This is a genomic window from Mycobacterium sp. OTB74 (assembly GCF_029892685.1).
In the GTDB taxonomy this organism is placed as follows: domain Bacteria; phylum Actinomycetota; class Actinomycetes; order Mycobacteriales; family Mycobacteriaceae; genus Mycobacterium.
Genome location: NZ_JARXVD010000004.1, coordinates 135323 through 148076 on the forward strand (window position 1 = coordinate 135323; position 12754 = coordinate 148076).

At 62.4% G+C, this 12754-nt stretch carries 11 protein-coding genes; 4 read left to right on the forward strand and 7 right to left on the reverse strand.

All coding sequences use genetic code 11. The features are described from left to right. Nucleotides 1-80: 80 nt before the first annotated feature. Nucleotides 81-1727 carry a DHA2 family efflux MFS transporter permease subunit gene (locus M2432_RS08335; protein WP_280826320.1) on the forward strand — a complete coding sequence of 549 codons (1647 nt, stop codon included), beginning with the start codon at nucleotides 81-83 and terminating at the stop codon, nucleotides 1725-1727. A 247-nt stretch (nucleotides 1728-1974) separates the two neighbouring features. Here M2432_RS08335 and M2432_RS08340 read toward each other — a convergent pair whose 3' ends face one another. Both M2432_RS08340 and M2432_RS08345 read right to left on the reverse strand, forming a co-directional pair. Then, nucleotides 1975-3246, reverse strand: a complete 1272-nt coding sequence (locus tag M2432_RS08340) for a cytochrome P450 (RefSeq protein ID WP_280826321.1) — start codon at nucleotides 3244-3246, stop codon at nucleotides 1975-1977. A gap of 8 nt (nucleotides 3247-3254) precedes the next feature. Further along, nucleotides 3255-4853, reverse strand: coding sequence for an NAD(P)/FAD-dependent oxidoreductase (locus M2432_RS08345; protein ID WP_280826322.1), 1599 nt, complete (start codon nucleotides 4851-4853; stop codon nucleotides 3255-3257). Between the two features lie 245 nt (nucleotides 4854-5098). Between M2432_RS08345 and M2432_RS08350 the strand changes: the two genes are divergently transcribed. Continuing rightward, a complete protein-coding gene (locus tag M2432_RS08350; RefSeq protein WP_280826323.1) occupies nucleotides 5099-5710 on the forward strand; it encodes a TetR/AcrR family transcriptional regulator in 612 nt (203 codons plus the stop codon). A gap of 29 nt (nucleotides 5711-5739) precedes the next feature. Here M2432_RS08350 and M2432_RS08355 read toward each other — a convergent pair whose 3' ends face one another. Beyond that, nucleotides 5740-6654, reverse strand: coding sequence for a metal-dependent hydrolase (locus tag M2432_RS08355; protein ID WP_348536301.1), 915 nt, complete (start codon nucleotides 6652-6654; stop codon nucleotides 5740-5742). 207 nt (nucleotides 6655-6861) lie between these two features. After that, on the reverse strand, nucleotides 6862-7602 hold the full coding sequence (locus M2432_RS08360) for a cutinase family protein (RefSeq protein WP_280826324.1): 741 nt from the start codon (nucleotides 7600-7602) through the stop codon (nucleotides 6862-6864). 256 nt (nucleotides 7603-7858) lie between these two features. Here M2432_RS08360 and M2432_RS08365 point away from each other — a divergent pair, with 256 nt between their 5' ends. Next, on the forward strand, nucleotides 7859-8278 hold the full coding sequence (locus M2432_RS08365) for a cupin domain-containing protein (protein ID WP_280826325.1): 420 nt from the start codon (nucleotides 7859-7861) through the stop codon (nucleotides 8276-8278). 274 nt (nucleotides 8279-8552) lie between these two features. Here the strand turns inward: M2432_RS08365 and M2432_RS08375 are convergent, their stop codons facing one another. The 3 genes from M2432_RS08375 to M2432_RS08385 all read right to left on the reverse strand — a co-directional run bounded on the left by M2432_RS08375 (nucleotide 8553) and on the right by M2432_RS08385 (nucleotide 11726). Beyond that, a complete protein-coding gene (locus tag M2432_RS08375; RefSeq protein WP_280826326.1) occupies nucleotides 8553-9527 on the reverse strand; it encodes an aldo/keto reductase in 975 nt (324 codons plus the stop codon). 16 nt (nucleotides 9528-9543) lie between these two features. Further along, nucleotides 9544-10782: a thiolase family protein gene (locus M2432_RS08380; protein WP_280826327.1), complete on the reverse strand. Its 1239-nt coding sequence runs from the start codon at nucleotides 10780-10782 to the stop codon at nucleotides 9544-9546. Nucleotides 10783-10892: 110 nt separating this feature from the next. Then, the gene (locus M2432_RS08385) at nucleotides 10893-11726 is read right to left on the reverse strand and encodes a helix-turn-helix transcriptional regulator (RefSeq protein ID WP_280826328.1); all 834 of its coding nucleotides are present in this window, start codon (nucleotides 11724-11726) and stop codon (nucleotides 10893-10895) included. Nucleotides 11727-11830: 104 nt separating this feature from the next. Here M2432_RS08385 and M2432_RS08390 point away from each other — a divergent pair, with 104 nt between their 5' ends. Then, nucleotides 11831-12739, forward strand: a complete 909-nt coding sequence (locus tag M2432_RS08390; protein WP_280826329.1) for an alpha/beta hydrolase — start codon at nucleotides 11831-11833, stop codon at nucleotides 12737-12739. The last annotated feature ends 15 nt before the right edge of the window (nucleotides 12740-12754 follow it).

The window sequence follows — 12754 nt, forward strand, 5'->3', positions numbered from 1 at the left end:
TTATTTGTGCTGATGAACACCAATAAATGGGTAAATATTAGAATTTAACGCCTGATAACCTGGTGATGAATAGGTTATCTGTGAATATTTCGTTGAACACGCGGCGGTGGCTGGGCCTGATCGCCATCGCGCTCGGGGTGGCGCTGATCGTGGTCGACAGCACGATAGTGAACGTCATCATACCGTCGGTCATCGAAGACCTGAAGGTCAATTCAGTACAGGCGCAATGGATTCAGGAATCGTACGCGATTGTGCTGGCCGCCCTGTTGCTTCTGGTCGGCCGCATCGCCGACATCGTCGGCGCGCGCCGCGTGTTTCTCATTGGCGTGGTGATCTTCGGGATTTCGAGCCTGCTGGCGGGCCTGGCATCTAGCGGCGGCCTGCTCATCTCAGCGCGCTTCATCCAGGGCGCCGGCGCGGCGATGATCCTGCCCACCTCATTGGCGCTGCTGAACGCCTCATTCACCGGCACGGCCCGCGGCCAGGCATTCGCCGTCTGGGGATCCACCATCGGCGCCGCCGCCGCTGTCGGGCCCTACCTGGGCGGCTGGCTATCCGAGCACTTTTCCTGGCGCTGGGCGTTCGGCATCAACATTCCGTTGGCCATCCTCATTTTCGCCATGTCACTTCTATTCTTGGACCGCTCACCGAAACTTCCCGCGCGTGTCGACGTACTCGGCGCGCTACTGTCGGTCGTCGGCCTGGGACTGCTGGCCTTTGGCCTCATTGAAGGCCGCACCTACGGCTGGTTGGCAGTCAAAGAACCATTGGCATTGTTCGGTCACAACTGGTCGAGCGGTCCGTCACCGGTTGCGGTGGCACTGGTACTCGCCGTCGTGGCATTGGGAGGCTTTGCCTTTCGCCAAACCAGACTGACCCGCAACACAGATCCCGATCGAGCTTTGATGGACATCCAGTTGTTCTCCATCGGGTCCTTCCGCAACGGCAACATCGCGACCCTCATCATCGGTGTCGGCGAGTTCGGCATCGTGGCGGTACTGCCGCTGTGGCTACAGTTCACCCTCGGTTACAGCGCCGTGCAAGCCGGATTGGCCCTGGTGCCCATCGCCCTCGGCAGCTTCGTCGCCAGCGGCGCCAGCTTCGCGCTTGCCACCAAGGTTTCCCCGCTAGGCCTGGTCCGGCTCGGCCTGCTGCTCGAGGCATTCGGGCTCGCCGGACTGGCATTCGTTGCCGACGTGCAGGCCCCGTGGTGGCACCTGGCCGGAATGCTGTTCTTTTACGGAATCGGAGTGGGTTTCGCGACCGCCCAGGTCACCAACGTCGTTCTCAACGACATCCCCGAGCAGAACTCGGGCCAGGCTTCCGGCATCCAAAGCGCCTTCCGTCAACTCGGATCCGCACTCGGCATCGCGGTTCTCACCACCACATTCTTCAGCACCCTGAGCGCCACGCTGAAATCAGCACTGACCGCACAGGGCCCGCCACAGCTAGCCGATGATCTGACCCGTGCTGTCACCGACAGCGCAGGAGCGGCGATCCAAGGACTTGCAGCACAACCACACACGCAGTTCGCCGCCGACGCCGCGCGGGTGGCGATGACGCACAGCGTCAGCCTGTCCGGTTACATCGCAGCCGGCGTCATCGTGCTTGGACTAATCGCCACGGCCTTCATCCGCAACCAACCTCCTGCTCCCGCAGCGGCCGACAACCTAGGTCCAGCAGCCGAACCGGCACAGGCACGGCACCGCCAGACGGAAACCAGCTAAAACACCGATCCGCGGGCGCAGCACCTACCCCGTGTTCTACGGACCGCGAGATCGAGGCTGATCTTGAGGCCAGCGTCGATAGCTGGACCGTTCAGCCCGCCGACGCGGCGCCGGCGGCTGTCGAGGCGCCGCAGCCCGAATCCGGTGGGCGCCAAGTCATGGCCACCTAGCCGCCCAGCGGCCTACCTGTGGCCGAGTGCCCTGATCGGGTACCCGGCCACAGCTGCACAACGGCCGCTGTTATTCGTCAATGCACGACGCGGATCGGTACCGCCGTCGGGCCCGACAGCGACGGCGTGGTCGTCCAGGTCACCGGTCCCGCCAATTCAATCCGTGGCGCCACGTCGAGCAGTTGATTGAGCGCGACGCTCACTTCCAGCCGCGCCAAATGTGCGCCCATGCAGTAATGCGCCCCGTGACCGAACGTGACATGTCCTGCCGCACCCCGATCGATGTCGAACTCGTCAGGCCGGTCGAACTGTGCAGGGTCACGGTTCGCGCTGGCGTAGAACAACACCACGCGCGACCGCTCCGGGATCATGACATCGCCTACCCGATACGGCCTCAGTGCGGTGCGCGCGACCCACTGCACTGGCGAACCCCAACGCAGTGCCTCCTCGGTCGCCGCAGAAATGAGGTCGCGGTTCTGGCGCAACCGCTCATAGAGATCGGGGTCAACCGCCAAACGCATCAACAGGATTCCCAACAGGTTGGTGGTGGTCTCGCTACCAGCAACCAGCAGGATCATGGCGGCGGAGAGCGCCTCCAGCATGGACATCTCACCCTCGTCGAGGGCTTCGCGGACCCGTCCCAGCACGTCGTCGGTCCGCACATCAGCGCGGCGGTCGAGTTCGTCCAGGATCAGGGCCCGCATAGCGAGCATGCCCGGCAGCGCCCGACCGATGCAATTAGTGACTTCACTGATCGAGCTGACGGCGAACACCGAGCGGAAATCCTCTGAATACCTATGGAACTCGCCCCTGCGCGAGTGTTCAACGCCGAGGATCAGCGCAATTGCGGCAACCGGCAACGGCACCGTCAGCGTGGGGACGATATCAACAGCCTCACCGCCCATCAGCGCGGCCACACCGGGGGCCACCAACTCGCGCAGGACGTCTTCAAGTTGGCGCACCGCGCCCGGCGTGAAGGACGGGGCAGTGATGCGCCGCAGGCGGGTGTGGTCAGGCTCATCGGTGCTGACAACACCCGGCATTGGCATGGACCGCAACAGAATTCCGGACCCCGACGATAGGGTGTCATGAGCCCGGGCGGCCGCGACGACATCCGCGTGACGCGCCAGCATCCATACGTTGAGTCGCTCGTTGACCGCAACGCGCTGTTCGCGTAGCTGTGCCAGCTGCGGATATGGGTTGGCGATCGCGGCAGGCTCGGTGGGATCGAAAGTTGTCCGGGCGACGTGGGTGCCGACGCGGCGTACCTTGGCACGGCGGAAGTCCTCCAGAACCCCGCGGCCGATCATCGAACCTGAGTCCCGAATGGTGCCGGCGACTGCACGCATCGAGCTCATCAGGCGCGTGCCTGCGACGAGGCTGCGGTCCGCACACTGCTGGGTCGACAGGTGAATTGGTAGTCCCGCTGCGGCGAACGGCGCGCGAGCCGATGCGCGCCCACGATCGTCTGCGGCCGGTGATACACCGTATCCCCCTGGGAATTAACGAAATACGTGTTGACTCCCGCATTGCACCGCGTGAAGTACAGATGCGCAGTTTTGCCATCGCGCTGCACTTGATCCTGGTAAGCCTCGAAGGCCGCGTCGGACACTGCCACAACAACATTGGTGCCGGAGCTGCGCGCCGCGTCGATCACGCGCACTGCATGGCCGGCCATCATCTCGACAAAGTCGGTCCATCCGACTCCGACAAAGCCCTGCGGTCCGACGATCTCCCACCGATTGGGTAGGCGGGGATGAGCCGTGCCGGCGAAACTGCGCAAGCCGTGTTGCTGGTAGTCCTGGGCGAGGTCGAACCCGTTAGTGCCGAGAATTGTGCCCAGCCGGTAGGTTTCGGGGTCGGTCCACATTTCGTATCCGGTGGCGGTGACGATGAGGTCAACATCGCGCTCAACTCCGTCGGCTGTCCGGATGCCCGTCGGGGTGATCGTCTGAATTGGTGTGGTGATCAGATGTGTGGTTGGTTCATTGAAGGCCGGCAGATAACTGCTCGAGATAATCGGCCGCTTTCCCACAATCCCGTGATGTGGCAGGAGTTTTCGTCGTGCTGCTTTGTCGGTTACCACTGAGCGCAACAACGCCCGGAACCAGAGTCGCGAGAACACGTCGTAACCCCGAAGCAGCGGAACCAGCGCTCGGTCGGGTATACGCGACATGATGTGCACCATTGGAATAAGCAGGAATAGGTCAAACGCCAGCCGCCCCGCATGGTGGATCGCAGCGGTGACGCCAGGAAAATTCAGCAATGCACGCCGGGCCCGGGTCATTTCGAAGTCGGGTTTGGGCAGAATCCAGTTCGGTGTGCGCTGATAGACGTCGAGACGAGCGACCCTGCCAGATAACGCCGAAACAATCTGCGCGCCGCTGGAACCGGTGCCGATCACTGCCACCTTCTTGGCTGCGGTGTCATAGCTCTCATCCCACGCGTTGGGGCGCAAGATCATCCCCCGGTAATCGGCGATGCCGGCGATATCGGTCACTGCTTTCGCATTGACATAGCCGCCGACTGAACTGATGACGAAACGCGCGGTGATGTCAGTGCCACCGCGGATGGACAAACGCCACATGCCGGCGTCGTCATCCCACGCTTGACGGACGACGTCGCTGCCGGGCCGAAGATGCGGGTACAGACCGCATTGGCGAGCGGTGGCGGCAAGATAGCAATTGATCTCGGGCCCCGGAGCGAACAGGCGGCTCCACTGCCGGTTACGCGCAAACGACAACTCATACCAGAAGATCGGAATATCCACGGCCAGGCCGGGATAGTGGTTTTCACGCCAAGTTCCGCCGAAATCCGGGCCGCGCTCCAGGATCACAAAATCGGTGATGCCGCGAGTGCGCAACAGGTGCCCAGACGCGATCCCACCGGGACCTGCCCCGATGATCGCAACTTCCACATGCGATGAATCAGCCAGGCGCTCCCCGTGCGGTCCCATCCATAACCTCCCGGTCGAGCGAGTTGAATACTCCTGTACGGCAAGCCGATTCGCACCGAGACGCAAGGCCGGCAGCCGCCGCATTCGGCCGTAACCTACTCGCAGCGTAAGACCGGCTGGACAGATGGTCAATAGTGTCCAGTCAAAATGCGCTGTGTTTGACACCCACGCCGCAAGCCCGAGTAAATTCAGACCATGTCTGCACGGTTGGCAGCCACCTGCGGTGGACCCCGGTAGGTCCGCTGGTGCGCACTCACGGATGGAACGGCGAGACGCCGGCCAGTGACCAAGAAGCAATCGACCGGATCCTTGACGCCGCCGACGAGGCGATCGCCCAGCACGGAGCCAACATCCGGATCGTCGACGTCGCCCGGACGCTCGGCATCTCGCGCACAACGGTCTACAACTGGTTTCCGGGACCCAACACACTCGTTGAAGCCGTGGCCAACCGCTCCGGGTTGCGGTTTCTCGAACGTCTGGCAGCACACTTGGCCGGAATCTCTGATCCGATCGACGCACTGGTCGAGGCCCTCGCCTTTACCGTCGAGTGGTTGCCGGACGACAAACCCATTCAGCTGATGCTGGCCAACGATTTCGGTAAGACGTCCACCGGCGTCACCTCCGACCTGGCCATGCAGTTCGGTCACGGTATTTTGGCCGGCCTCGACGTGGACTGGGCGCAACTCGGGCTCGATGACGACGGCATCGACGACCTTGTCGAATACATGTTGCGGATGCTGCAGTCATTCATGATCGACCCGGGTCGGCCACCACGGCGCGACGCAACACTCCGGGACTGCCTGCGTCGCTGGGTAGCGCCCGTCGTCAAGAGCAAAATCGCCTCGCGAACACCGTGATCGGTGTGCCCCGACCCCGCGCGCCTCGTTCAACCCGTACTGCCAACTCCGTAGAAATGCGCCATGTCCTGCCCGGCGGCATAGCTGCGCATCCAGGTGTCAAACCAGGCCGGGGCAGCAACATCGCGGGGATGGTGCCATGGCAACTGTGAAAGTATCAGGCCGCCAATGAGTTTGAGCAACTGGAGTGTCGCGATCCCGCCGAACATTGTCGGGTAGCGCGGCGGGAACACCCGCCTGAGTACAGGGATGCGGGTCAGCGCCTCGGTGCGCCAGATTGCACCGGTCGCGGCTTCGGCCGCCACACCCATGTCTTCGGCCGGTACCGCCCGTTGGAAGCCGGATGCTATTGAATTGGCGATATGGGTCACGTGCGACATGGACCGAGGCAGCATCCGCAGTTGGTACCAGCGATCCCCTACCACCCCATCGAAGACGATCTCGGCAGAACTTCGGTGTTCGATCTCCTCGACGTAGTGCCATAAGAACAAAGAAGCGACGCGGGTATCGCCGTGATAGAGGCGGTCGCGGTTCTCGATCATGAAACTGAACAGCGGTGGGAAGGTCGCCTCCAGACTCGCGATATACGCCAAATGGAACTTCAACGGCCGCGAGGCATATAACTGCTCATAGGACTCGATCACATCGTCGAGCACGCGGCCCAGATCGGGGTACTGCGCGATCAGACCGTTCACGTGACGGCGGTGTGCCGCCGAATGTTGAGACTCCTGCGCCAGGAAAACCTCCGCCTCCGAACGCAATTCAGGGTCGGCGATCCCTGTCAGGGCTTCCTTTACTGCCAGCACGATGTAACGTTCGAACCCCACCGCGATGAACGAAATCATGTTGGCCATCAGCCCTGAGGCCGGATTGGCGACGTTCCACTGGAACGGCACCGAGTCATCAACATCGAACCGCATCTTGCGGAATTCCACGTCCGTCATCGGTGCTCGACCTCCACTCCCGCTCGGTGGCGTAGCAGGCTGACGGCTCGCCGCGGGCGTGTGACCAACCTAGGATTGACTGGACGGTTTGTCAATAATGTCCAGTCGACTTGGTGTGCCGTCGACTCACTGAGGCGGATCGATATGTCGAGTTAGCGCTATACCCCAAACATGTTGGGGTATAGCGCCTTCGACGTCCGTGTTTGACTAGATCCGACTCGCGGAGAAGGTGGCGGCCTGATTCACCAGGCCGTCCGTGCCGTACGCGCCGTGGGCGGCTCTGGGTGGCCCGGGTGGCGCACCGTTGCAGATGGTGTCACCGGGAGCACAGAGGTCGATGGTCTTCGGCACATACAACGGGCCGATCACCACGGTGGGTGCACCAGAATCGCTCAGGAATTTGTTCGACGGTTTGCCGAACAAAGTTACCGCAGCGACATGGGCTGCGACTTCGGGTGGCATCGGCGGCGGTACGAACGCAGCCGGTATCCCCGGAGGCACATCGGCTGAGGTGACAAACCCCGCCAGGGCAGCACCTTGCGAATATCCGCCAAGAACGATTTTGGTGCCGGGGCAGCTGGAAGCCACCGACTGGATGTGGTTGGTCGCATCTCTGATGCCGTCAATCACGGTAAGGGCGAACTGGATGTTGTCTGCGAAATCGGCACTTGCCGCGTAATTGACGGGGTACACCGCAACCGACTTGGCGCCGGTCTTGGAGCGCAGCGTGTCAACAAACGACTGCCCAATTCCCCCGACACCTGGCGGCTCGCCGGTACCACGTGCAAACACCACCTCTGCGTCCGGACACGGCTGGGCTGAGGCCGGAGAAACCGGAACAGCCAGCAATGCACACCCGGCCAGCAGAACCACAGCAACCAAGCGAGCGATCCGTCCACTCGCCGGCCTCCATGGCCGAGAGTTGTACCTGAACTTGAGGCGGCTCATCTGACTCCCCACGTCACGCATACGTTCGACTCCCGGCTTCCGATGCTAGACAAGAAGCCGAGCCGACGCAGGACCCCGTGGTCAGCCGCACGGACGGCGGTGAGGTCACTGCCGATGTGTTGCTCGCCGTCGTGCACGAAGCTGAGACACCCGATGAATGCCGTCGCAGACTAGAAGGTGATGACCATAGATGTGCCGTCGGCGTCACCGAATAGCAGAGCCGCCACCTGAACCGCTATATGAAGAGGACGCAGCTATGAAACTCATCCCCGTATCCGCAACCGGTAAGGGGCCGGCCGATCGATTCACCGGCGACGTGTACGTCACTCCGATATCCGCGCCGAACGACCCGCCCTACCTATCTGCAGGCGTTGTGCATTTCATGCCAGGGGCACACACCAATTGGCACCTGCATCCGAGCGGCCAGACCCTGCACGTGCTGGAAGGGATCGCCTTGGTCGGTACCCGCGACGGCACCGTGGTCGCCGCTCGTGCGGGCGAGACCGTGTCCTGCGATCCGGGCGTCGAACACTGGCACGGCGCGACCGCGTCGACACTCGCCGTGCACGTAGCGATTGTTGTGGCGACCGCTGACCATCCGGGAACCGATTGGCTGGAACCGGTGGCCGACGACATCTACCTCGCCGCGCAGGCCGCGGCTTACGCGCATCGTTAGCCGACTCGCTCAACTCCGCGATCCAGAGGCACCGCAAAGTCGTCAAAACCATTGATTACCAGTGAATTCGGACGGTACTCAACTGCCGAGGAGGTTATCGCCGGAATCGATCTGACGGGCCGTCGCGCGGTAGTGACCGGGGCCAGTTCAGGCATCGGTATCGAGACGGCCCGGGTATTGGCACTTGCCCGGCTTCGACTTGTCACCACCGTCCTTCTCTCCGGTCACCGGCCGGCATCCGTTCGATGCAAGGCTGACCTCCTCTGCCAGGTGACTATCGATCCAGCCACTTCATCTGTTCTTCAGAGTGATGGTCCCCGAGTGGCTGCTGTAGTCGGTCGAGTCTGGCCTTTTGGGTATCGCTGAGCTCGACGGCATCGGCTGCCAGGTTCTCTTCCAACCGGTCCACTCGTTTGGTTCCCGGTATGGGAACCACGTTGGGGCCCTGGGCAAGTAGCCAAGCCAGCGCGACTTGTGCCGGTGTTGCGCCCACGTCGGCGCTGATGGCGGCGAGCTCGTCTACGCTCTCCAGGTTGTGGGCAAAGTTCTGGTTGCTGAATCGAGGGTTGGATTTTCGTAGGTCGTCGTCAGGAAACGATTCGTTGGAACGTATGGTGCCCGTCAGGAAGCCACGGCCCAACGGAGAGTAGGCGACAAAGCCAATTCCCAACTCGCGCAACAGGGGAAGAACTTCAGCTTCAGGATCTCGTGTCCACAATGAATACTCTGATTGCACCGCCGAAATCGGGTGCACGGCATGTGCACGCCGGATGGTGGTGACGCCGACCTCCGACAGCCCGACGTGCCTGATTTTCCCTTCTGCGACCAACTCGGCCAGCACACCCATGGTCTCTTCGATCGCGGTTTCCGGGTCGAGGCGGTGCTGGTAGTAAAGGTCGATCCGATCGGTGTCCAGCCGTCGCAGAGATCCCTCGACCGCAATGCGGATGTTCGCCGGGCTGCTGTCCAACCGGTGACGGCCCGTGTGCGACAGCAACCCGAATTTCGTTGCCAATACGACAGAATCTCGTCGCCGCCCCAGCAGTGCTCGCGCCACAAGCTCTTCGTTGATGTACGGTCCATACACTTCTGCGGTGTCGATGAGGTTGACGCCGAGATCAATGGCGCGGTGGATGGTGTGTATCGACTGGGTGTCGTCGCTGCGCGCGCCGGCATATGCGGAAGACATCCCCATGGCGCCCAGCCCCAGACGTGCTACATCAAGCTCACCGAGATGGGTGTGTTTCACTGTGTGCTCCGTTCGGTCAGGCTGCCTGGGGGTTCTCCAATACCAGCGCGAGCCCTTGACCTGATCCGATACACACTCCGATCACGCCGTAACGCGCGTTGCGTTCCCGTAATTCGATCGCCAGCGTCAGTACGTAGCGGGTTCCCGTGGCGCCGAATGGATGTCCGATGGACACCGCTCCGCCGTTGGGGCTCAGTTTCTCGTCGGGGACGGTGAAACCTCCTAGCTGGTTGGGCAATTCACGCAATACCCCGAGTGCCTGGGCACTGAACGCTTCATGTACCTCCCAGACGTCGATCTGTTCAGGGGTCAGCCCTGCGCGTTTAATGGCTGCCGGAATTGCCCACGCGGGAGCCAAACCCATGATCAACGGATCAATGCCGTATACCGCGGACGACACCACCCGCGCCAACGGTTCGAGGCCGAGTTGTGCGGCTCGTTCTCCGGAAGCCAACACCACCGCGCTCGCCCCGTCGGTGAGCGGAGTCGAGTTGGCCGCGGTCATTTGGGTCGTGCCCGGTTGAACTGGCAGGGCTGCAAGCGATTCCGCAGATGTGTCGTCCCGGATGAATTCGTCGAGTTCAACGGTGTGCGCCGGTGTCCTCTTGGTTGCCGCGATCTGCACGGGCATGATCTCTTTGGCTAAACGCCCGCGGTCGCGCGCAGCCTTGGCGTGCCGCTGGGACCGTAGGGCGAACCTGTCGATCTCCTCGCGAGTCAGGCCGTACCGATCTGCCACGTTCTGCGCGGTCTCGATCATGCCGATGTAAGCGTTGCGTGCCAACAGTTTTGGATTGGGCGGACCACCTGCGCCGGCCCACATGGTGTCCAGCAGCACTACCGGACCGCGAGGTGAGAACGGTGCCTCTCCCTTCATATACGCCCAGCCTGAACGCGACATAGATTCCACGCCTCCGGCGATTCCAACACCTAGATCGCCGGCACGTATTGCATGGGAAATCATCACCGTGGCGCTCAGAGATGAACCGCAGAAGCGGTTCACCGTAATACCTGCCACGCTGTCGGGGAACCCGGCTGCCAGCGCAGCCCACCGGGCTACGTCCCCCATACCTTCGTGGGCGGGGTTAACGCAGCCGGCCGCGATGTCCTCAATCTGGTCGAGCCCGATGCCCAATCGTTCGCATGCTCCGACAAGCGTCATTCCGAGCAAGTCGTCAAGGCGAATATGCGACAGCGAGCCTGCGTATTTGGTGAACGGGGTGCGCACGCCGCCAAGTACGAACACGTCAGTCATCGCCGAACTCCTAATGTCGAGGCGATCCATTACGGTTGTCGCGGTCAATTCTGCCGAACCGGCCGTGCGGACGACGTCGATTCAGGGTGCAGGGCCGACAGTGGACTGATTCACGATCGCCTCAGCGCTTCGAGCGCTGCGGCTGATGGGCTACCAGGCTGCGCGCGATAGGTCAGCAGGTGTTGTCCCCTGGAGTGGGGAATGTTGAATCTGTTGCGGTACAGATGCAAGTCGCCGACGACCGGATGCCGCATGTGGATCACGCCGGGTCGATAGCCGACGTCGGCCTTGGCCCACCGATCGCGGAAATACTGACTGCGCGCTGATAGTTCGGCGACCAATGCCTGCACTTGAGGGTCATTGGGATCGCTTCCGGCAGCCTCTCTGAGCCCACTGATCACCACGTCAGTAGTGGATTCCCAGTCGACGAACTGCTCGCGGGCCTGCGGGGCCAACAATCGCCAACGCAGAAAGTTCTCTCCAGGTTCGAGCCCGCACGACAATGCCCGAGCAAGCGGGTTGGCCGCCAGGACGTTTAGGCACCGGCTGGCAATGATCGCGGGCATCGGAAACTGGTCGATCAGCTCGTCAGCACCATCTGTAACTAATTCGACCCCGTGGCCGTCAGCGACTGATCCGACATCACGTAGCTCTGCACGATTCGCCCGTGGGGCGGCAACTTGATGGAGGTATTCGGTCGCTTTGAGGTCGAGTTGCAAGGCATTGGCAAGGGCGGCAATCACCTCAGGCGACGGATGTTTGTCGCGGCCCTGCTCCAGACGCAGGTAGTACTCGACGCTGATGCCGGCCAGCAAGGCTAGTTCTTCGCGTCGCAGGCCGGGCACTCGGCGACGCGTTCCGCCGATCAACCCGACGTCTTCGGGCCGGATTTGTTCCCGCCGCGCGCGCAGGTAGTCACCGAGGACGTTGGAGTTCTCCGCCACCGGTCGAGCCTAACCCTGTCCCTGCCACTACCAGGGTCAACGCGGCCTTCTACGTCTGTTTATCCACGGCCAAAGTGAAAGCACAGGACCACGAAGGAGCAGCAATGACAGAGCGGCAGGACGTCGAATTCCCCGGCGAGGGTGGCGCGACATTGCGCGGGTGGTTGTTCCAGCCGGAGGGGGCCGGGCCGCACCCGGCCATCACAATGGCACACGGTTTCGCCGGAGTGAAGGAGCACGGCCTCGAGCGGTTCGCCCAGCTGTTCGCTCAGTCAGGATTCGTCGTTCTGGTCCATGATCACCGGGGCTTCGGCGCCAGCGACGGCTCTCCCCGCTTCGATATCGATCCCTGGGTACAGATCGCTGACTGGCGACGGGCAATCTCGTTCCTGGAGAGCCTGCCGATGGTCGACCCGGACCGGATCGGCTTATGGGGCAGCAGCTACGCCGGTGGCCATGCCATTGTGCTCGGCGCCACGGATCGCCGGCTGCACGCGGTGGTGTCCCAGGTGCCCACGATCAGCGGCTATCAGCAGAGCCTCCGTCGAGTGTCGCCGGATCAGGTGGCGAACCTGGAGGCGGCCTTCATCGACGACGACCGGCGTCAGTTCAACGGAGAACCACTCGCAACCCAAGCAGTGGTGAGCCTAGATCCTCAGGAGCCCGCGGCGTATCACGCACCGGATGCCGTCGCGTTCTACCAGCAGCCGGTACCCGAGGGCGTCTGGAACAACAGCGTCACCCTCCGCTCCAGTCGGGCCGCCCGCAATTACGAACCCGGCGTCTGGATTTCCCGGGTCTCCCCCACGCCGCTGTTGATGGTTGTCGGACTGAAGGACACCGTCACCCTGACCGACCTGGCACTGGGTGCTTACGAGCAGGCACTGCAGCCCAAAAAGCTGGTGACCGTCGACGGTGGCCACTTCGACCCGTACGTAGGTCACTTCGATATCGCCGCGGGAGCCGCACTGGGCTGGTTCAGCCAGCACCTCACTTCCGTTGAAACCCATTGATCCCGAGAGGAATTC

Bases quoted from the DNA above. Each gene is read 5' to 3' on its own strand.
- M2432_RS08340 (WP_280826321.1), bottom strand. From the start codon at position 3,246: ATGCGTGCAGTCGCCGGCACCATTCGGGACTCAGGTTCGATGATCGGC.
- M2432_RS08345 (WP_280826322.1), bottom strand. From the start codon at position 4,853: ATGGGACCGCACGGGGAGCGCCTGGCTGATTCATCGCATGTGGAAGTT.
- M2432_RS08355 (WP_348536301.1), bottom strand. From the start codon at position 6,654: ATGACGGACGTGGAATTCCGCAAGATGCGGTTCGATGTTGATGACTCG.
- M2432_RS08360 (WP_280826324.1), bottom strand. From the start codon at position 7,602: ATGAGCCGCCTCAAGTTCAGGTACAACTCTCGGCCATGGAGGCCGGCG.
- M2432_RS08365 (WP_280826325.1), top strand. From the start codon at position 7,859: ATGAAACTCATCCCCGTATCCGCAACCGGTAAGGGGCCGGCCGATCGA.
- M2432_RS08380 (WP_280826327.1), bottom strand. From the start codon at position 10,782: ATGACTGACGTGTTCGTACTTGGCGGCGTGCGCACCCCGTTCACCAAA.
- M2432_RS08390 (WP_280826329.1), top strand. From the start codon at position 11,831: ATGACAGAGCGGCAGGACGTCGAATTCCCCGGCGAGGGTGGCGCGACA.